This window comes from Sulfitobacter sp. 1A13679 (genome assembly GCF_043557115.1).
GTDB lineage: Bacteria > Pseudomonadota > Alphaproteobacteria > Rhodobacterales > Rhodobacteraceae > Sulfitobacter > Sulfitobacter faviae.
In genome coordinates this window covers 21,635-39,797 of the sequence record NZ_JBIFFO010000010.1, presented here as the reverse complement: position 1 = coordinate 39,797, position 18,163 = coordinate 21,635, and the positions used below count along the sequence as shown (strand labels likewise).

Annotated in this window: 20 protein-coding genes and 1 pseudogene; 16 read left to right on the top strand and 5 right to left on the bottom strand. The window is 59.3% G+C overall.

All coding sequences use genetic code 11. From position 1 onward, the window contains the following. Positions 1 to 12: 12 nt before the first annotated feature. The gene (locus ACGYLA_RS09590; protein WP_340245940.1) at positions 13 to 762 is read left to right on the top strand and encodes a c-type cytochrome; all 750 of its coding nucleotides are present in this window, start codon (positions 13 to 15) and stop codon (positions 760 to 762) included. Position 763: 1 nt separating this feature from the next. Here ACGYLA_RS09590 and ACGYLA_RS09585 read toward each other — a convergent pair whose 3' ends face one another. Further along, positions 764 to 1,504, bottom strand: a complete 741-nt coding sequence (locus ACGYLA_RS09585) for a hypothetical protein (protein WP_394432125.1) — start codon at positions 1,502 to 1,504, stop codon at positions 764 to 766. Beyond that, positions 1,501 to 2,004 carry an RNA polymerase sigma factor gene (locus ACGYLA_RS09580; RefSeq protein WP_132998142.1) on the bottom strand — a complete coding sequence of 168 codons (504 nt, stop codon included), beginning with the start codon at positions 2,002 to 2,004 and terminating at the stop codon, positions 1,501 to 1,503. Before ACGYLA_RS09580 ends, ACGYLA_RS09585 begins: the two co-directional genes overlap by 4 nt. A gap of 104 nt (positions 2,005 to 2,108) precedes the next feature. On the opposite strand from ACGYLA_RS09580, the gene ACGYLA_RS09575 reads away from it, so the two are divergent. After that, the gene (locus ACGYLA_RS09575) at positions 2,109 to 2,321 is read left to right on the top strand and encodes a hypothetical protein (protein WP_206338418.1); all 213 of its coding nucleotides are present in this window, start codon (positions 2,109 to 2,111) and stop codon (positions 2,319 to 2,321) included. Positions 2,322 to 2,782: 461 nt separating this feature from the next. Here the strand turns inward: ACGYLA_RS09575 and ACGYLA_RS09570 are convergent, their stop codons facing one another. Next, positions 2,783 to 3,850, bottom strand: a complete 1,068-nt coding sequence (locus ACGYLA_RS09570; protein ID WP_394432121.1) for a hypothetical protein — start codon at positions 3,848 to 3,850, stop codon at positions 2,783 to 2,785. Positions 3,851 to 4,076: 226 nt separating this feature from the next. On the opposite strand from ACGYLA_RS09570, the gene ACGYLA_RS09565 reads away from it, so the two are divergent. The 5 genes and pseudogenes from ACGYLA_RS09565 to ACGYLA_RS09545 form a co-directional block, all read left to right on the top strand. After that, positions 4,077 to 4,985: a recombinase family protein gene (locus tag ACGYLA_RS09565; protein WP_152467450.1), complete on the top strand. Its 909-nt coding sequence runs from the start codon at positions 4,077 to 4,079 to the stop codon at positions 4,983 to 4,985. 342 nt (positions 4,986 to 5,327) lie between these two features. After that, on the top strand, positions 5,328 to 6,527 hold the full coding sequence (gene repA, locus ACGYLA_RS09560) for a plasmid partitioning protein RepA (protein ID WP_152467390.1): 1,200 nt from the start codon (positions 5,328 to 5,330) through the stop codon (positions 6,525 to 6,527). Continuing rightward, a complete protein-coding gene (gene repB / locus ACGYLA_RS09555) occupies positions 6,527 to 7,495 on the top strand; it encodes a plasmid partitioning protein RepB (protein ID WP_232237241.1) in 969 nt (322 codons plus the stop codon). Before repA ends, repB begins: the two co-directional genes overlap by 1 nt. Before the next feature lie 238 nt (positions 7,496 to 7,733). Then, entirely contained in the window at positions 7,734 to 8,789 is a 1,056-nt protein-coding gene (repC, locus tag ACGYLA_RS09550; protein ID WP_394432119.1) for a plasmid replication protein RepC, read from the top strand. Positions 8,790 to 8,899: 110 nt separating this feature from the next. After that, positions 8,900 to 9,983, top strand: a pseudogene (locus ACGYLA_RS09545) (IS3 family transposase); the annotation flags it as partial. 103 nt (positions 9,984 to 10,086) lie between these two features. Here the strand turns inward: ACGYLA_RS09545 and ACGYLA_RS09540 are convergent. Both ACGYLA_RS09540 and ACGYLA_RS09535 read right to left on the bottom strand, forming a co-directional pair. Continuing rightward, positions 10,087 to 10,599, bottom strand: a complete 513-nt coding sequence (locus tag ACGYLA_RS09540; protein ID WP_152467387.1) for an RES family NAD+ phosphorylase — start codon at positions 10,597 to 10,599, stop codon at positions 10,087 to 10,089. Further along, positions 10,599 to 10,949 carry an MbcA/ParS/Xre antitoxin family protein gene (locus tag ACGYLA_RS09535; protein ID WP_152467386.1) on the bottom strand — a complete coding sequence of 117 codons (351 nt, stop codon included), beginning with the start codon at positions 10,947 to 10,949 and terminating at the stop codon, positions 10,599 to 10,601. Before ACGYLA_RS09535 ends, ACGYLA_RS09540 begins: the two co-directional genes overlap by 1 nt. A 445-nt stretch (positions 10,950 to 11,394) precedes the next feature. Here ACGYLA_RS09535 and ACGYLA_RS09530 point away from each other — a divergent pair, with 445 nt between their 5' ends. From ACGYLA_RS09530 to ACGYLA_RS09490, 9 genes are all read left to right on the top strand, one after another. Further along, on the top strand, positions 11,395 to 11,880 hold the full coding sequence (locus ACGYLA_RS09530; RefSeq protein ID WP_197919452.1) for a hypothetical protein: 486 nt from the start codon (positions 11,395 to 11,397) through the stop codon (positions 11,878 to 11,880). Between the two features lie 39 nt (positions 11,881 to 11,919). Continuing rightward, positions 11,920 to 12,858 (top strand): ArdC family protein, encoded by a 939-nt coding sequence (locus ACGYLA_RS09525; RefSeq protein WP_197919453.1) that lies wholly within the window; start codon positions 11,920 to 11,922, stop codon positions 12,856 to 12,858. A gap of 23 nt (positions 12,859 to 12,881) precedes the next feature. Beyond that, complete coding sequence (locus ACGYLA_RS09520) at positions 12,882 to 13,091, top strand: DUF6330 family protein (RefSeq protein WP_197919454.1); 210 nt, start codon at positions 12,882 to 12,884, stop codon at positions 13,089 to 13,091. 87 nt (positions 13,092 to 13,178) lie between these two features. After that, on the top strand, positions 13,179 to 13,568 hold the full coding sequence (locus ACGYLA_RS09515) for a DUF3768 domain-containing protein (RefSeq protein ID WP_238368312.1): 390 nt from the start codon (positions 13,179 to 13,181) through the stop codon (positions 13,566 to 13,568). Positions 13,569 to 13,722: 154 nt separating this feature from the next. Beyond that, on the top strand, positions 13,723 to 15,705 hold the full coding sequence (locus tag ACGYLA_RS09510) for a ParB/RepB/Spo0J family partition protein (protein ID WP_238368311.1): 1,983 nt from the start codon (positions 13,723 to 13,725) through the stop codon (positions 15,703 to 15,705). A 74-nt stretch (positions 15,706 to 15,779) separates the two neighbouring features. Beyond that, complete coding sequence (locus ACGYLA_RS09505) at positions 15,780 to 16,373, top strand: regulator (protein WP_238368310.1); 594 nt, start codon at positions 15,780 to 15,782, stop codon at positions 16,371 to 16,373. A gap of 103 nt (positions 16,374 to 16,476) precedes the next feature. Then, positions 16,477 to 17,130, top strand: coding sequence for a DUF6927 domain-containing protein (locus ACGYLA_RS09500; RefSeq protein ID WP_238368309.1), 654 nt, complete (start codon positions 16,477 to 16,479; stop codon positions 17,128 to 17,130). 124 nt (positions 17,131 to 17,254) lie between these two features. Beyond that, on the top strand, positions 17,255 to 17,581 hold the full coding sequence (locus tag ACGYLA_RS09495) for a type II toxin-antitoxin system PrlF family antitoxin (protein WP_152467379.1): 327 nt from the start codon (positions 17,255 to 17,257) through the stop codon (positions 17,579 to 17,581). Next, complete coding sequence (locus tag ACGYLA_RS09490; RefSeq protein ID WP_394374329.1) at positions 17,578 to 18,096, top strand: type II toxin-antitoxin system YhaV family toxin; 519 nt, start codon at positions 17,578 to 17,580, stop codon at positions 18,094 to 18,096. The genes ACGYLA_RS09495 and ACGYLA_RS09490 overlap by 4 nt, the downstream gene beginning before the upstream one ends. Positions 18,097 to 18,163 lie beyond the last annotated feature (67 nt).

Here is an 18,163-nt window from a genome sequence, read left to right as displayed (position 1 = left end):
AAAACCGGAGACATGAACATGACCACCCAAACGACGCCACGACTCGGCGGCGCAGTTTTTCTTGCCTTGATGGCCGGTGCTGCGAGCGCCGAGGCTGATCTGGATGCTGGCCGTAAGATCTTCACTGAAACCGCGCAACCTGCCTGCGCCCTTTGCCACGCGCTGAAAGATGTGGGTTCGGAGGCCGAGGTCGGCCCCAACCTCGATGAATTCAAACCGACAGTCGATCAGGTGCGCGCAGCCGTGACCAGCGGAATCGGAGTCATGCCAGCCTTTTCGGAAACCCTGACCAAGGAAGAAATCGAAACGGTTTCGAAATACGTGGCCCAGGTCACGGGCGGATCGGAGAACGCAGCCGGATCAGATGCCGCTACTGAAGCGACAGATTCCGCAGATGCGGAGGAGGTTGAAACTCCCGGCGCCGAGATCCTTGCGCAGGGCGACCCGGCTGCCGGCGAAAAGACGTTCAGGAAATGCAAGGCTTGCCATACGGTAGACGAAGGTGGGTCCAATCGCGTCGGTCCCAACCTTTATGGTATCGTCGGGGCACCCGTGGCAGCGGTCGACAACTTTCGCTATTCCGACGCGCTGGTTGAATACGGGGGCGATTGGACCCCAGACCGTCTTGCCGCGTTCCTTGCAAATCCGCGTGGCGAAGTCCGTGGCACCAAGATGGGGTTCGCAGGCTTGCGTGATGCGCAGGATCAGGCCGATGTCATTGCCTATCTTGACAGCTTGACGGACACCGCAAAAACCAACTGACCTAGCCGACGCAGGACCGTGCCGTCCGGGTTGCCTCCGAAACCGACGCCATCACGCTTTCGGAAACACGTTCGCGGGTTTCAAGCATCAGATAACTGGCGATAGCATCGAACCGCGTGCGGTCCATCCCTGTCGCGACGACTATATGACGAAGGTGATCCCCGGACAGCCAGGTTGCGATCTGCTGACCGGGCGTGTCGCTGCTCTCTGGGAAAACGGACGCGCCGCGAAAATAGGTCAACCTGCATCCATTCTGACCCGCATAATGCATGACTTCGCCGTTGTCCGATGTGCGGAAGGCAACAGCCGTCAGGTTTGCGACGGACAGGTCGGGTACGCCCACCGCACCGCCTGTCGCGGCGGGCCGCAGATCGGCGGTTTCGACGTCATACATCTCAGCGGCCAGTTCAGCGTGAATGTCAAAAGCTGTCGGGGTGGCGACAAAAGCGGGTCCGAATACCACAGCCAAGGCAATTCCCGCAGCGACAGCACCGCCCGCCAGCCAGCGCCGGGGGTGCCAGCTACTATTTGCGGCACTAGTTTCCGGCATAGATTCCGAATGCACGAGGTCCGGTCGCAAGGCCGCCAAGCTGACGGACACGTTCCGCACGTCCTCAAGCGCTGCGGCAAGCGCGGGCTCGGATGCAGGCCGCCCCTCGAACGCGCGCATGTCGGCCGCGCACAACTGACCATCGTGGTAAGCGTTGACCTGTTCCCAGTCCTTGTCGTTCAGTTCATTCATGTCTTCCGCGTCACTTCCTGCTTTGCCGTTTCGGCCCCATCGACGATTTCCAGCAACGCCTTGCGGGCACGGCTGATCCGGCTCATCACCGTTCCGTTCGGCACATCCATCACTTTCGCCGCCTCGGCGTACTTCAACCCCATGATATCAACGAGGCACAGAACCTCGCGGGTCTCGGGCGGCAGTTTCTTAAAGGCCAGCCGGATCAACACATCCCGCGCGGTGTCCGACGCACCCGCTTCATTGGATAGACGTTTTTCGGCCGCGAAATATTCCCGACGCACGCGCCTTTTTCTCAGCTCATCGTAATGCAGGTTGCGAATGACACGGAACATCCAGGGCCGTAGTTCCCCGATCGGGTCTGGCCTCCCACCTGATCGCAGCCCCCGTTCCACAGCATCCTGAACAAGATCTTCAGCCTCCTCGCGGGAATGGCAAATGGCTATCGCATAGGCCCGAAGTTCAGGCAATAGGATTTCAATGGAGGTCAGCTGCGCCATGACGAACCGTACCGCGTTTGCAGGTAGGGTCAAAGCAAACAAGGCGCGCTGGAAAAATCCGGTCAGGGCTTAAAATAAATTCATACCGTCGCATATGCGAATATATGAAAGTAAAGCAGATCCAAGAAAACGCGGACAAGGCTGAGGCGCTGCTCAAGGCGTTGGCCAGCCGGAATCGCCTGTTGATCTTGTGTACGCTTGTCGAAGGCGAAAGGTCGGTCGGCGTCAGGCTGGTGCAGGTGGCTATTCCACAAGGCTTCTACGTGCGCTCGACCCCAAGCGGCAGCCATGTCGAGGAAAGAAGGGGTATGGAATGACGGGCCGTTGGTACTACCGTAAGGTGCACACCCGCCGACTGTCGACGGGGCGAACAGTCTCGGTTCGCGGCTGTTGGGCAGTTCGGGGCGATCGCAGCAGGAAGAAGGGAGCATCATTCAAGCGGACTTGTCCAATACGCGGTGCGCTGATCGTAAGCGTGGGCATGCCCAGAGGGGGCTGGGTCCACTTTGAGGGCTGCAAAGGCCTGACACGAATTAAGCACCCTTGTCTGCATCTTGGCGAGGATCTTAGCAGGCGGCGCGACAAGGATACACCCGATCTTTTCGAAAGGCTGCCATAGCTCGCTGTCGGATCACAAAGAGCGATTCTGACCAAAACACTTAGGTCGATGTTCAAACCACGACCCTTTGGCGGCATCGATGAACGTAAGCGTTGGCGGCAAGCGCTCCTCCCTCAATGAACCGAGAAGGTCTTTGTCGCTGGATCTGATCCCAACGGTCTAGTCCTTGATCCGCCACATCCTGAAGCGTCCTTGTTGCGTCACTTCTCGGATCAGGCCCCTCTCTTCCATCCAAGCGAGGTTCCTTTGAACAGCCGCGCGACTTGCGCCTGTTAAGACTTCCGCCATCGGGGCCGACACCAAAGGCCACTCTGTCAACGCCGAACGAAGAGCGGCCGGAGTCCGCCCCGAAAGCTGAGACATGACTTTTTCCGCCCGAGCACTCCATGTCTGGGTATCATCTAGATTACGCATCGCCGTTAGAATTGCGCTGTTCATCCCATCCAACCAGCGGGCCAAGCGTTCAGGTGGCAAGCCCGAAGCACGCAGCCCCCCTGCCCCGCCCATAGCGAGCGGAGCGAAAATGGCGCCGCTTCCGTCACTGGCCGCGATCCTAGACGCGGTGACGGCGGCTTCCATCTGGTCGCCGTGCTGTCCGAGGCCCGCCAGGTTCCAGAGATGAAAGCCCATGCAAGCCCGCGTGATTGGGTGGAGATTGGCCGCGGCTGCCATTACGTGCAACCATCCGCCCGCGCGATCTTCGAAACGCTCAGCGCTGTCTTCAATGCTGTCGGGATCGCGGCGATCCAAGAAGGCGGCCAAGTCACCTTTTGGTCCTGGACCGCCTGTCAGTCGCCGAATAGCCCATCCAACTCTTGCCAGGGCATTTGGGTCATCCTGTGCGCCCGAGAGCCGCATCGATACCCAGAGCGCCAGACGATCAGCACTCACCCGATCTCCTGCGAACCAGCTAAGATCCGCCGCCTCGATCAGCGCGAGCCGATACTGCCACCCTTCCGGGCCACGCAGCAGTCGGTCATCCAGAGCTCCCAGGCGTCCAGCCACTCCTGCTAGTCGTGCAGCGTGAACCCCCTCTGCCTTTGCCCAGTCGTCGATGACAGCAGTGTCGGGCGGTTCCGCCCGTGGCCCAGGAGGCAAATCATCCGGTTCTTCTTCGAGTGGCCCAGGCATAAACCAGAGATCCTCTTCGTTAGCCTCTTCATCCTCCTCGATGGTGATGAGCGGCTCGTCGAAATCATCATTGAAGGCGGATGCTTGGGGTTTCATATGTGCAAAATACTGTTCTTTTGCACATTACCCAAGTGATTTTGTGGCGGTTGCCTTCGCTCTTTATATAGTATGCGCGCGCAACTGCCGGTGGAACCTCTCAGATCGCGCTCAGCGCAAGGAGACCAAGGGTTTTTGGGCGAGCGCGACGAGAGAGCACCTACTTGCATTCGTTTACAAACGGTCGTTTATTAGCGATACCTTAAATTGCAAACGGCCCGATTTCATGCCCCTGATAGGCTACGCCCGTGTTTCCACAGAGGATCAGACCCCCCTGCCCCAGTCTGAGGCCCTGCAAACTGCGGGTTGCGTCGAGATCTTTGAAGAGCACGCCTCGGGCGGCAATCGCGCGCGACCGGTGCTGGCACGCGTGCTCGAACGCGTCCAGAGCGGCGATACGCTGGTCGTTGTGCGGATCGACCGGCTTGCGCGGTCTCTGTCGCACTTGCTGGAGGTGATCGAACGTCTGGAGGCCAAGGGCGCCTTCTTCCGCTCCCTGCAGGATCCCATCGACACCGCATCCCCGCAAGGCAAGTTCACGCTGCAGGTTCTGGGTGCCGCGGCCGAGTTCGAGCGCGCTCTGATCCGCGAACGCACCAAGGCCGGGCTTGCCTCTGCGCGCGCCAAAGGGCGCGTTGGTGGCAATCCTGGGCTACGCGCCAAGGATCCCGCCGCGCTGCGCAAGGTGCGGCTTGCGCGACAGGACGGCTATATGGAGCGCCTCAACGAGACCGCGCAGGATTGGGTGCCCCATGTGCGCCGCTTGCGGCCGGATATGGCCTGGGAAGACCTGCTGCGGATCATCAATGGCCGACTGTCCCCAGATCGCCATTGGACACAAAGCCGACTGCTCCGCGCTGTGAAGGCCTATGTCAGAGACGGTTTCCTTCCTGCCGAGGTGCTTGGCCGCGCCGGACGCCGCGAAACCAATGACCGCCTGCCGGCCATCGTCGCAGCGATCAAAGGCGCGGACCCCGAAATCACGCTGCAGGCGATCTGCGACCGGCTGGAATCGATGCGCGAACGGACCCCTCGAGGTCGTACCAGCTGGCAGCCGTCTTCGGTCAAAATGTTGCTCGAACGCGCGGAGCGGCTTGGCCTAATTTCATCAGAATCGGCTCACTCCCAACTGTAACTAGCAGAGGCTCAAACAGCTGAATCTATCGCTCCAAACACTGTCAGAAGGTCAATTGTGCCATTGGTTGCATGGGTTTAGCCAATACCGTCCAAACAATCCTCATGAGCGGCTTGAAGCACGGTCTTGTGGACTTATTGCCGTAAAATCAACAACTTGCGGTTATCTTGATGTGACTGTACGTATTGGTGCTGTGGATAACTTTCACACTACATCTAGATTCTTCTTGCCGGACTCACTTGATCGTGGCATTCCCGTTCTGACGGCAAAACGCGTCAGACGCGCTGTACACCGTCAGAATGACCAAGAGCCTCAACAGAGGCCGAGAGTGGGCGGCAGGACATGGATGATCGTAACGTTGGATACGCGCAAGGCATAGGCTCTTCCGACATCGGAGCATTTGCCGACAATCTGGCTGAATCTTTGGATCGCCAGATGAAGATCGCTTTCGAGCCCGAAGAACGAAAGTCCCTGCGCCGTTTCAGTTCTACCGAAGTTGCCAGCCTCCTGCGCGTGAGCACATCTAACCTGCGCAACCGGCACAAGGACGGCAGCTTCCCGGAAGTTCAAACAGACAACCGCGGACACCGGTTCTACACAGCCCAGGAGATCGATAAGCTGCGCGACATTCTGGGGCGCACCGGAAAGAACGCAGAAAGCTACCGCCCTGGTCGACGTGACGGCGATCGTCTCCAGGTGATATCTGTCGTCAATTTCAAAGGCGGATCATCAAAAACAACAGCAACGATCCATCTTGCACAACGGTATGCTTTGCGAGGTTACCGAGTGTTGGTCTTGGATCTCGATCCGCAGGCAAGTTTGACCACCTTTTTCGGCTTTCGGCCTGAGCTCGAGTTCGCTGAAGGCGGCACAATCTATGATGCCCTGAGATATGAGGAACAAGTTCCGCTCTCGGCCGTTATCCAAAAAACTTACTTCCATAAGCTCGATATGGTCCCAGCGGGCCTAATGCTCTCGGAATACGAAACTGAGACGGCAAACGCCCTCGCCCGCCGGGTGCAGCCCATATTTGCGGAGCGTCTCGCCTTAGCGCTTGAGGAAGTAGAGGCGAATTACGACATCGTTCTGATCGACTGTCCACCTCAACTTGGTTTTCTTACCCTAACGGCGTTGGCAGCCTCGACGGGGCTCCTGGTAACGGTGGTACCAGGCATGCTCGACATTGCTTCTATGAGCCAGTTCCTCAAGCTTGCTTCGGAAACGGTGAAGGCTGTCGAAGAAGCCATTGGCCGGCGCGTTACCTGGGACTTCGTTAAGTTCTTGATAACGAGATACGAGCCTTCGGACGGGCCTCAGACGCAAATGGCGGGCTACCTGAGATCGATCTTGGCCGGTCAGGTCATGACTGAGCCAATGCTGAAGTCTACAGCAATCTCGGACGCCGGCATGACCCAGCAAACCGTCTACGAAGTTGATCCGAGCCAGTTCATCAGGAAAACGATTGATCGCGCTCTGACCAGCGTGAACGGCGTTGGCGATGAGTTGGAACAAACAATCCAAATGGCATGGGGGCGTCGCTGATGGCCCGAAATATCTTCAATCAGCCTCCAAAGGACGAGAAGCAGAGCGCGGCCCCCTCCCCTACCCCGCCAAAAGCGGCAAAACTGCCAGGATCTGTTGGCGGATTGCGCGACTCTTTGCGCGAGATTACCGCGAATTCCATTCGGGACATCGAGCCCGATCAGATTGACATGGATGGTCTGCGCGATCGGTTGGTACTGGAGGATTCCAGTATTGATGAGTTGGCCGAAAGCATTCGCAAGCATGGGCAACAAGTGCCAATTATGGTCCGTCCATCGGCCCAACCGGACAGATACCGTATCATCTACGGCCGACGCAGACTTGCAGCGATCCGCATGGTCGGCGGAACGGTCAAGGCGATCGTTCGAACCTTGGATGACGACGCATCTCTGATCGCACAGGGCCAAGAGAACAACCTCCGACTAGACCCGTCTTTCATCGAGAAATCTCTTTTTATCAAAGAGATGCAGGAATCAGGTTACAAGCCAAACGTTATTCAGGATGCTCTAGGCTTGACACGGCAGGGCGTATCCAACCATCGCGTCGTCATAGAGCAACTGCCAGAAGGGCTTGTACAGCTGATCGGGCCGGCACATGGCATCGGACGACGGCAGTGGGGTGACCTGGCCGCGTTCTCAAAAAAGATAGATCTGGTGAACACGGCCAAAGAGGCAATTGCCGCCCTGCCCGACGACACTCCAAGCGCGGAGAAGTTTCAGGCAGTCTACTCGGCTTGCTCGAACAAGGCGCGTAGCGACAAGAAGCAAGCCAACCGCAGCCTAACGTCCGTCGTCAAAGACGGGGACGGTAGCTCCGTGGGAACACTGACAGTCGATCAGAAAACGATCGCCATCAAGATCGCCAAGAAGGACAACCCAGAATTCGGCCGATGGTTCGAAGAGCGCGCGGAGGCAACGCTTTTGCAGCTCTTCAAACAGTGGCGGAATGAGAGCGGCTCTGGGTCCTAACCCAAGCCACACCGAGTAACGCGAGCAGAGGAGAAAAGCGAAGACCAGAAAGAAAAGAGCCCCCCAAAGTTTCCCCTGGAGAGCCCTCATCATTCGATTAGCACTCATGATGTAGCAACCTCCAGCAAACTGGTCAAGAGTCACCGATTCGGTGGACGGATTTTTATTGCCTTTTCCTGAGCGAAATCTTGGGAAGAGACAGGGAAGTTGTGGGCCGAACGGTCGTCGTGAACAAACCATGGCATTTACAAAACTATCGATCAGAACCGATGGTGCTGATGCATCTTGCGGCTCAATTTCTGCGGCTGAAACCGACATCTGGACCATCTTCAGGGCACTGAGAGATGCACGTAGCGTATTCGGTCTGCGTCCTGGCCATATCCAAACACTTCAAGCCATGCTCAGTTTCTTGAAGCCCGGCCATGGGGAAACGGTTTTCGCGTCCAACGACTCGATTTGCCAGCGCGTCGGCGGTATCGACGAACGGACCCTTCGCAGACACATCAACCGTTTCGTTGAACTCGGTTTCATCAAGCGCAATGACAGCTCGAACCGAAAGCGCTACCGCGTTCGCTCGTCCAGCGGGGAATGCATCAGTTATGGACTATCTCTAACCCCCCTCCTCCAACGTGCGAACGAGCTTATCGCCATAGCACATGAGATGGAAAATAACCGGCGGGATCGGATATTTGCCCGCAAACAGATCCTCACAAAACTCGCCCACTTGGAAGAGCATGATCCCAGCAACACATTCATCAGCCACGCACGGAGAGCTCTACGCAGGAAGCTGAGCCTTCCTGAATACCACGCGCTACTCGCAGACACAGACAGAGAATGCCAGAGTTTACATACCCCAGATGACCCACCAGAAACTGTAGAATTGCCCGCCAATGACGGACAAACTGTCCGGCACCAATCTAAGTCTGAAGAAGAAAAAAAAGATTTAGATAGCAACATAGGCAATGAAGCTCTGAAACCAGACTTGCTAACCTCAGTTTGCGATCAAGCGACGTCGTTCTCCACAGAGAGACTTACAAACTGGTTGGAAATTGAAAACCATGCTCGAACACTTGCACCCATGATGGGGATTCACCCAGATACATTCGAAAAAGCCAAGAATGCAGTCGGAGCTCAGAAAGCGTCATGCGCGATCTTCATCATGCTACAACTTGGAAAACGTATCAGGGACTTTGGAGCGTATTTTCACAGTATTACCTTGGGCCAACGTCAAGACCAGTTTGATCCAATGGCTTTGATCAAGCGTCTATCCAAAACTGCTATGCAAACCGCCTAGTGTCCACCGCGGTGGACGTCTGACCGGCAACTAGTCCAATGGTAATACCCACCGATCTAAAGGAGATGCGGAAGAAAAATTTTCTCGGCAGGATGAACGAGGAGATTCCGATGAAGAAGACACGATTCACCGAGGCGCAGATCATGGGCGTGCTGCGCCAGATGGAGGGCGTTGTGCCTGCCGCCGAACTGTGCCGGGAACATGGCATGAGCAGCGCCACGCTGTACAAATGGCGGGCGAAGTACGGCGGCATGGACGCCAGCCTGATTAGCGAGATGAAGGCGATGGCCGAGGAGAACCGACGCCTGAAGCGCATGTATGCCGACGTCAGCATGCAGAATGACCTCCTGAAGGAGGCGCTTGGAAAAAATGAGACGGCGAGCTCAGCGCCGAGAGTTGGCCGTGAAAGCGGTGGCGATGAAGGGGGTCAGCATTGCGCTGGCGTGCCGGGCGTTCGACGTCAGTGAGACCTGCTATCGGTACAGCCCCAACCTAGACGATGAGAACGAGCAAATCGCGGATCTGCTATTGGGGCTGACAGCAGCGAAGAAGAGCTGGGGCTTCGGTCTGTGCTTTCTCTACCTGCGCAACGTCTAGGGGCATGGCTGGAACCACAAGCGGGTGTATCGGATCTACCGCGAGTTGGAACTGAACCGCAGGATCAAGCTGCGCAAACGGATGAAGCGGGACAAACCTGATGAGCTGGCTGTGCCGGACGCACCGAACGAGGTGTGGTCGATGGACTTCATGGCGGATCGCCTCGGCGACGGTCGCCAGTTTTCGCTGTTGAATGTCCTGGATGATTTCAACCGCGAGGGCTTGGGCATCGAGATCGACTTCTCGCTGCCTGCTGAGCGGGTCGTGCGGGCGCTGAACCAGATCATCGAATGGCGCGGTGCTCTTGGAACAATTTGTTTCGATAAGGGCCCGGAATACATCAGCGGCACCCTCATGGAATGGGCTGAGAACAAGGGCATCACCCTGTCTTATATCCAACCCGGCAAGCCCCAGCAGAATGCCTATGTCGAGCGCTACAACCGGACGGTCCGGCACGAATGGCTGGACCTTTACATTTTCGAAAGCATTGAGGCGGTTCAGCAGATTGCCACGGAGTGGCTCTGGTCTTACAACCACGAACGGCCCAACATGGGTAACGGCAGGATGACCCGCGGTCTTTCCACACGCATCATAGCTACCGAGCCAAATTCCAATAGGGCGCTTCTGCGCGGTCATTCCGTGTTTCTCCGACCGGCCGATGTCCACCGCGGTGGACAGATCCGGCACCAAGTCTCACAACTCACATGCGTGACAGCCGTTCTTCGTCATCCACAACTTCCAAAGAACCGTTTTTGCCAGCCCAGCCCCACAAAACGATGTTGAAGTCCGATGATGACGCGCCCTTGGCAAAACTCTGGATCAGAAGCCCTGCAAACCCATCCGCATTGAGGGCGCGTGCTAACTCCTGTGTCGGCACCAATTGGCCATCGAGCATCTTCATGCGCCATACAGGGTCGGCAAGCATCGCCTCGGTCGCGCCATACCGGTCAAGTCCGTCCTGATGGCGGGTATCGAAAATAGGCCCAAGGTCGGCCTTGTAGGACACCAGGATCGTGGGTTGCAGGCTGCCGACCTGGTTGGCTTCTCTAAGAGCGGTCGCGGGATCCAGCGAGGTGTAGAGCGTAGGGGTGCCCTTGGCGTTGAAGCGCCCTCCATAGAGTTCAGCGCCTCGTCCGGAGAGAGGTTCACGCGCATAGACCGGGTTCAGGGCGCGATAGAGTGGCCCTGTGTAGCGCCCATCTTTCAGCGGCATCAGGCAAAGACGCCCGCATCGACCGCATCGATGTATTCCAGAACTTGCTGAGCTTTGCCTTCCTGCACCAGCTGCATGGCTGTCCGGCCATCAAAGCCGGGCAGGGGCTCTGACCGGTACCATGCATAGGCCATCAGTTCTGAGCCGAAGCGCGGTTCGACTTTGTTCAGCACCTCAACCAACTCGCGCAGGCGACGCTGCGTCTTGTCCGAACCGATGCGGGTTCGCCTCTGCAACGCATCTTTGCCCAAGCCAACGGTCAATGCGATTTCCTCAGCCGAAGTGCGCAAGGCTGCGGCGATCTTGCGCGGTTCGAATTGCCCAGCTTCTGCAAAGTTCGTGATGTGCATGATCTATGCCCCTACAGTGATAATGACGGTATATAGCGACATTATTGCTGAATTGCAAGGTGGCAGGGGGTGCAGCACCTTCGTTTCCCAAGCTAATCCGTAACGCGGGATTGCTCTGAACGTCGGACATCCAGATTTTTGGGCCCGAAAAGTCGCAGCAGGCGCGATTTTTGCCGATCGAGAAAATCAGATAAGTCATTGATAATAGGGCGACGATTGCCGCGTCCGGGCTGGGGTTGCCGATATTCCTTGCCGATCTTGGACCCCAACCGGCACTGACTGTATGAAGCCCTTGGGAACCGCGGTGGTGTCGGACCCTTGTCAGTTTCCGCGGTCCAGTTGGCGGTTGGAAAGAGAAAGTGTTCTTCGGGTTTTGTGACTGACGGATGAGGGCCTTTGGGGTCCCTCAGATGGGTCCGGGCCGGGTTCCGGTCTGTTTTTCCGGATGAAGGGCATTCCCATGCAAACAGGTGTCTTGCGCGTGTTGCGCGCGACCGCTGCCTCTTGGTGGCGGCATAGAGAGCTGCGCCGAGCCGGTCAGACAGGGCTGGCACGGAAGCTCGAGCGGAAAGCCGTTCTCCGCGATCTCGGCTATCTCAGGCAGGCGGCGTCATTGCCAAACGCGCACGTGATCTGCGGGGAGGGTGGGACGTTCATCCATCTCGGTTGGACCACCGTGTCGAGTTTCGCGCCGACCGAACGATTTCCCTTGGCCGCTCTTGCGGTCGCACTCGGGACGCCCTTCATCGATATCCGACCCGTCACCGATGTTATTGCCTTCGCGAACCTGCCGCGGGTGGTGCGAGGCGGATCGGTCGACGCTGACCACTCAGGTGCCGGCCAGTCTGTCTCGCTGACCACCTACATCGACATGGTCGAAGCGCTTGGCGCGAAGGTCGCCAACGATCCGCGGCCCAGTCAGAAAATCTGATCCCCAAACATCTCACCCACACACGAAAGGAGGCCAGCCATGGCCCGATCCCGCACGCCCAAATTTGATGCCTCCGAGGTCATCACGAACGAAATCATCCGCATCATCGAGCGCGGCGTTCTGCCGTGGCGCAAGCCCTGGACGGCAGGCGGCAGCTCACGCCCCCTGCGCGTGGGCGGTGAGCCCTACCAAGGGGTCAACAACTTCCTGCTGACCATGCGCACCGTCATGGCGGGCCATAGCTCGCCCTTCTGGATGACGCTGCCGCAGGCCAATGCGTTGGACGCGAAGGTGCGCAAGGGCGAGAAGTCCTCTGTCGTCGTCTATTATGGTCAAAGCCGGAAAGACGCCGACGGCGAGGATGATCAGGGGGAGAGCAATGATCACTCCGAGGAGGCCCGCGTCTTCCGCTTCCAGAAATCCTACCGCGTGTTCAATGCCTGTCAGATCGAGGGCTTGCCCGAGAGCTTCTATCCGGACCCGGAGCCCGCGCCCGAGCATCCGCCCGCTGAACCCATCCCGCACATGCAGGCGTTTTTCGACGCTATCGACATCACGACCGTCTTCACGGGCACGGAAGCGTACTATTTGCCGCCCGTGGACAAGGTCTACATGCCGTCCATCACGCGGTTTGAGAACCCGCGGAACTTCTACGGGGTCTGGGCCCATGAGTTGGCCCATGCCACGAAAACCCCGCATCGGCTCAATCGCGACTACGGCCTCTCGCGCTTCGGCAACACGGCCTATGCCCGCGAAGAGATCGTCGCCGAGCTGACCTCGGTGTTTCTCGGCCAGACGCTCGGCTTCACGGCCCATACGCTCGAGATGAATGCCGCCTATCTCCACAACTGGTTGCGCGTTCTTCGCTCAGATAAGGGTGCGATCTTCAAGCACGCCGCGGATGCGCAGCGCGCCTGTGATTACCTGATCGCACGGTCAGAGGCGGGCAGGGCAGGGCGCAGCGCCGAGGCTGCTTGACCATACGGAGAACGGAGACTCGCATGTCACGTAAAGAACCCAAGACGCTGCGGGTGGCCTGCTTCAACGACGGCCGCCGCAAGATCATCTCCTTCAAACGCGGTGCCTATTGGTGGAGCGCGTCCGAGGGCGCGTATCCCCTCTCGGCGGCACTTGAGAGCATCAAGGAACAAGGCGGTTGGATCGAAACCATCCCCAACCCGAATTACAGACCCAAGGGGCTGTTCGGGTAGGGCGCCTTCTGCTTCGGTTCCTCCGCCCCGCGGAAAAGAAAAAGCAGGCTTTGGGAAGGGTGTTTCAACTTCTCAAAGGAGAGCCCTATGACCATCACTGCACAGCCCCATACAGAATGCCCGGATCCGAGCGTCATCGCCGCGCAGAACGACGCGTTCCGCAAGCTCGCGTGCCTTGGAGTGCCGCCCGCGCAGCCCGTCCAAGGCCGGATGCATGTCACCCGCTCGCTCATGGAGGTCGGTGACGGCTTCATGGCCGAGGCGGTGAAGGCCACCGGTGAGTTTGCCACGTTCGAGCCCGAGAATGACCCGGAAGGCTGGCACGATTTCGGGGCGGTCGAGATCCGGGGCGAGACCGTGTTCTGGAAAATCGATCTCTATGAAGCGGATTCTGATTTCCGCTACGGTGCCGAGGCCCCGGACAATCCCGCTACTACCACGCGCGTGCTGACCATCATGCTGGCGCGCGACTGGTAGGGCGGGGGGAGCCTTAAGTCCTACACCTCCGACACGGAAGGCCCACTGACCCTTCAAAGGGAGAGTGGGCCTTTTGTCGTGGTGATCCCTGAAGCCGGGGATTGGCCGCGCGCGAGCGCGCGGACCGCATCCTACCCATCGAAAAGGACATCCCATGACCGCAAACTTTACCCCTCTCACCGTCGCCATCGGCGATCTGATCCCGCATCCCGCCAATGTGCGCAGCAACTCGCCGGAAACCTATAATTCCGAAAACATCGCGCATTTGAAGGCCAGCATCGCTGTGCTGGGCCTGCTCCAGCCGCTCCTTGTCCAGAAGCTTGACGGCAAACACGCCGTGCTGGCCGGTGGCCGACGCCATGCCGCGCTGAAGGAACTGGTCGCGGACAAGTCCGCGAAGGGCTTCACGGCGAAGACGAAGATCGACTGCCGCCTCGTGCCCGAGGATTGCGATGTCACCACGGCCCTGTCGCTTGCCGAGAACATCACCCAGGCACCGATGAACGCCATCGACGAGTTCGAGGCCTTCGCCCGAATGATGGAGGTCGACGGCCAGACGCCCGAGACCATCGCAAAAACCTTCGGCACCACGGTGGCCGCCGTGAAAGGCCGGCTGCGCTACGGGCTGATCCACCCCGACATCCGCGCCGCGGCCCGGGCCAAGACGATCACGCTCGACACGATGAAGGCCTTTGTCGAGCATCCGAGCCAGGAGGTGCAGCGCGAGGTCTTTGAGGCACTCACGAAAGACGGCGGCTATCTGCAGGCCTACACCGTCCGTCAGGCGCTCAAATCGCGCGGCGTGCAGGTCAGCGACGATATCGGGGCCTTCGTGCGTGAAGACTACGAGGCCCGCGGCGGCGCTGTCGCGGCCGATCTTCTGGAAGAGCATTCCGTGCTCGAGGATGCGGCGCTGGTCGAGACCATACTGCTCGAGAAACTCGGGGCTGCCGCTGAGGAGGCCCGCGCAAAACTAGGCTTTGCCTGGGCAGATGCGATGGTGCGTTATGATTACGCGACCATGGCAGACTATGGCCGTGTCTACCCAGGACCCGTCGAGCCGGATGAGACCGCCCAGAAGCGCGTGGATGAGATCACCGCTGAACTTGAGAAACTGCAGCTCGAAATGGAAGATGAGGGGCTTGAGGACGGCGCTTACAATGCGCTCTACGACCGGGTGGACGCTCTGGAAGAGGAAGCTCGCGACCTGCAAGAGGCCTATAGCGCTGAGGACCTCGCGCGGTCCGGGGTGATTGCGTCGTGGCAGGGTGGGCAGATCACGCTCCATGTTGGCCTCGTCCGCCCGGAGGACATCGCGAAAGAGGAGGGCGCGCGCGGTTCGTCGGCCAACCCGACCGCGCAGGAGGCCCCTGACGCTGGCGAGATCAGCTACCCGGCCTCGCTTGCAGAGGACCTCAAGACCGAGCGGGCCATGGCGCTCGGGGCTGCGATGGCGCTGCATCCGGAGGCCACGCTCGATCTGACCCTGTTCAAGCTGGTGAGCGATGTTCTGGGCAGCGGCATGAGCGTCACGCAGGCGATCAAGGTCGACGCCCGCAAGGAATACCGCAGCCATGCCAAGATGGACGAGATCGACGAGACCTCGCTTGAGCAGGTGGCGGCGGCGCATGATGCGCTGGACCTCTCCTGGCTCGATGACAGCCGTTCGCCCGCCGATCAGTTCGCGGCGTTTCGCGCGCTGGAGGCCGGCGAGAAGGCCAAGCTCGTGGCCTATGCCACCGCCAGTACCACGCAGTCCTGCTTTGCCCGGGACCCGCGGCGCGACAGCCTGATGCATGACTTCGAGATCGAGATCATGCCCGACATCCGAGCGCATTGGACGCCGAACGCGGCGCTCTTCAACCGCTTCAAGAAGGCCTGGCTCCTGAAGATCCTCGGCGAGGATCTGGGTCTGGCACAGGAGGCAGTGACGCTGGCCTCGTCGAGCAAGAAGGAGATCGTCGCCTTCTGCGACAAGCTCTTCGCCGAGCCCTTCGCCACGCTCACGGAAGCGCAGCGCGCTGCCGTGGCCGCCTGGTGCCCGCCCATGATGCAGACGGCCGGTGTCGTCTGTGATGAGGCGGAGCCCGCCTCGGCATCTCCCGAGCCTGACAGCGAGATCGCGCAAGCGGCTTGAGGCCTCACGCGACCCGCGCGAGATATTCCGCCCGCGCGGGTCGACCCTCCCACACCCAACGGAAAGACATCCCCATGGCTATTCTCAAGTTCTCTGCCTCCGCTGTCGCAGCGCAGATCGCCCATGCGCGCGCCTGCAAAACCTTCCTTCCCAACTGGAACGGCCCGGTGGACAGGCCGGCCCTGATCCTCATCGTCGGCAACGGCGTGCATCTGCGCTCGAACGGCATCGATGGCACGACCACCCGCATCGTCACCACCGAACAGGCCGATCCGTCCTTCGCCTTTGCCGACGGCATGAACCCGTTTCGGGATACCGATTGGATGGCGCAGCGCCGCATGGCGTTTCGCGATCTGACCGGCCAGTTTTATACCGACATTCTCGACGATGTGCAGGTGCTCATCGACCGGGGGCAGGGGGCCATCCGGCTCGCCACCGATGGCCACAGCATCCGTGTCTTCGTCCGCCGGGCCGCGGACTATCTCATCGGCGGGACCTACGAAGTGCCCTCGGGCCTCGGCGGCACCTTCCAGGTCATCCTCAAAGATGCCTGCGACACCTTCGCAATCGTGCAGAACTGCGGCAATTGCGAGGATTTCGACGCCATGCAGCCCTACCGCGTGCCGCTCGATGCGCTGATGGAACTCGATGATCGGAAGGCGGCATAACGCGCCCTTTCTCAAGCAAGCATCGCCAATACCCTGCCGGGCCTGCGGCCCTATCGGGACATTGGCGACAACAATTTTCCCCAACGAGAGAAAGGACACTGAAATGGGATGGCTCTTCTACACCGACCGCCGCGTCCAGACCTACGCGGATGAGAAAGCGGAAATCACCCGGCTCTGCACCTGTCATGGCGACACGCGCAAAACCGAACTGGTCAAAGCCTGCAAGGTCGGCTCCACCTGGTATGCGGCGGCAAAGGTCACCAATCTCGACGGCACCCCTGTCGAGGACTCGACCTATGTTACGCATGCGGACGGCTCGATCACTTTCGGAGCCGTCTTCCTCACCCGATACGATGACGGCTGCTGGGGCTACAAGGATATGGAGGAAAGCGCTGGCCCGAACGAGTGTCGTGCTCCCCTTGGGCTGATCGAGCTTCTCTCCGATCTGAAAGACCCGGACAGCTACGCCCAGGACTGGCGCCAGCGTTGCCGGGATTGGGCGTCGATCCCGGACTACGAGGAAGGCGACAAGATCAAGCTCGCAAAACCGGTCACGCTCACCGACGGCAGCACCTGCCAGATCGTCACCGCGACCCACTACAGGCGCGGGCGGCAAAAACGCCGGTGCTACCGCATCGAGGAAACCGGTGGGCTCGTGCGCCTGTCGAAAGCGACGCTTGCGGGTTCGGAGCTGCTCAGCTCCGCGAAAGGTGCTGTCAGCCCGGTGCTGGCGGAGTATCTCGCGGGGCGAGAATAGGTGCTGTGCCGGACGGTTCATCGACCTGCCGGCGACAGCAGATCCTGCGGCTTGTCTTGACAAGACAATGCAGATGCATTACCTATCACGGGCAGCAAAGCCCCTTTTCTTTCAGGAGACTGCCATGACAGCGCTCGCAGAAGACGTCTCGAAACTCACGGATCGGTATCAGACGACCGTGCCGGCGGGTGTGCGCAAACAGCTCAAGTTGGGCAAAGGCGACCAGATTCGCTACTGCACCGAGCCGAGTGGCAGGGTCTATATCGAGCCCGTGCGCAGCGACGAGGAAGATCCTGCGCTCGGAGCCTTTCTCGATTTTGTCGAGGCCGATATCAAGGCGCATCCGGATCGCATTCGGGCGTTCGATGGGGCTTTGCATGACCGTCTTGCAGCACTGGTCGGAGAGGTTGAGGTCGATCTCGATGCGCCGCTATCGCTTGAGGATGAATGAGCGGCGATAGCGTGCCCGCCCAAGCGCCCCTTGTCGTAAACGGATGGTCGATTTATGCGCATCCGCTCTTTCTGGACCAGCTAGAAGGGCTGATCGAGGAGGTCGAGGCGCGTAAGGCACGCGATCCAAAGACATGGCGAAAGAAGAACTGCACGAAACGGCTTGCCGCCATCTTCAAGCTGGTGGCCGAGGCCATACCGGCGGATCCGGGTTCCGCGGCCTTCCGGCAAGGCGGCACACTCGACGATCACCGCAAGCACTGGTTCCGGGCGAAATTCTTCCAGCAGTATCGGTTGTTCTACCGGTTCAACAGCGATGCGAAGGTCATCGTGGTGGCCTGGGTGAACGACGATAAGACCCTGCGCGCCTACGGCAGCAAGACGGATGCCTATGCGACGTTCAAAGGGATGCTGGAAGATGGAAATCCACCTGACGATTTCGACGCGCTCCTGAAAGAAGCTGCGGTGGCGGACAAGCGGTTCGAGACGTCTCTCGAAGCGGCGCCCGATCGGTAAGTGGCCCGGTTAGCTATTAACCTTACGGCCTTGCCGTTTACGGCACCACTGTGGGTGATGTAGCATC

Bases quoted from the DNA above. Each gene is read 5' to 3' on its own strand.
- ACGYLA_RS09590 (WP_340245940.1), top strand. From the start codon at position 13: ATGAACATGACCACCCAAACGACGCCACGACTCGGCGGCGCAGTTTTT.
- ACGYLA_RS09585 (WP_394432125.1), bottom strand. From the start codon at position 1,504: ATGAATGAACTGAACGACAAGGACTGGGAACAGGTCAACGCTTACCAC.
- ACGYLA_RS09580 (WP_132998142.1), bottom strand. From the start codon at position 2,004: ATGGCGCAGCTGACCTCCATTGAAATCCTATTGCCTGAACTTCGGGCC.
- ACGYLA_RS09575 (WP_206338418.1), top strand. From the start codon at position 2,109: ATGAAAGTAAAGCAGATCCAAGAAAACGCGGACAAGGCTGAGGCGCTG.
- ACGYLA_RS09570 (WP_394432121.1), bottom strand. From the start codon at position 3,850: ATGAAACCCCAAGCATCCGCCTTCAATGATGATTTCGACGAGCCGCTC.
- ACGYLA_RS09565 (WP_152467450.1), top strand. From the start codon at position 4,077: ATGCCCCTGATAGGCTACGCCCGTGTTTCCACAGAGGATCAGACCCCC.
- repA (WP_152467390.1), top strand. From the start codon at position 5,328: ATGGATGATCGTAACGTTGGATACGCGCAAGGCATAGGCTCTTCCGAC.
- repB (WP_232237241.1), top strand. From the start codon at position 6,527: ATGGCCCGAAATATCTTCAATCAGCCTCCAAAGGACGAGAAGCAGAGC.
- repC (WP_394432119.1), top strand. From the start codon at position 7,734: ATGGCATTTACAAAACTATCGATCAGAACCGATGGTGCTGATGCATCT.
- ACGYLA_RS09540 (WP_152467387.1), bottom strand. From the start codon at position 10,599: ATGCCGCTGAAAGATGGGCGCTACACAGGGCCACTCTATCGCGCCCTG.
- ACGYLA_RS09535 (WP_152467386.1), bottom strand. From the start codon at position 10,949: ATGCACATCACGAACTTTGCAGAAGCTGGGCAATTCGAACCGCGCAAG.
- ACGYLA_RS09530 (WP_197919452.1), top strand. From the start codon at position 11,395: ATGAAGGGCATTCCCATGCAAACAGGTGTCTTGCGCGTGTTGCGCGCG.
- ACGYLA_RS09525 (WP_197919453.1), top strand. From the start codon at position 11,920: ATGGCCCGATCCCGCACGCCCAAATTTGATGCCTCCGAGGTCATCACG.
- ACGYLA_RS09520 (WP_197919454.1), top strand. From the start codon at position 12,882: ATGTCACGTAAAGAACCCAAGACGCTGCGGGTGGCCTGCTTCAACGAC.
- ACGYLA_RS09515 (WP_238368312.1), top strand. From the start codon at position 13,179: ATGACCATCACTGCACAGCCCCATACAGAATGCCCGGATCCGAGCGTC.
- ACGYLA_RS09510 (WP_238368311.1), top strand. From the start codon at position 13,723: ATGACCGCAAACTTTACCCCTCTCACCGTCGCCATCGGCGATCTGATC.
- ACGYLA_RS09505 (WP_238368310.1), top strand. From the start codon at position 15,780: ATGGCTATTCTCAAGTTCTCTGCCTCCGCTGTCGCAGCGCAGATCGCC.
- ACGYLA_RS09500 (WP_238368309.1), top strand. From the start codon at position 16,477: ATGGGATGGCTCTTCTACACCGACCGCCGCGTCCAGACCTACGCGGAT.
- ACGYLA_RS09495 (WP_152467379.1), top strand. From the start codon at position 17,255: ATGACAGCGCTCGCAGAAGACGTCTCGAAACTCACGGATCGGTATCAG.
- ACGYLA_RS09490 (WP_394374329.1), top strand. From the start codon at position 17,578: ATGAGCGGCGATAGCGTGCCCGCCCAAGCGCCCCTTGTCGTAAACGGA.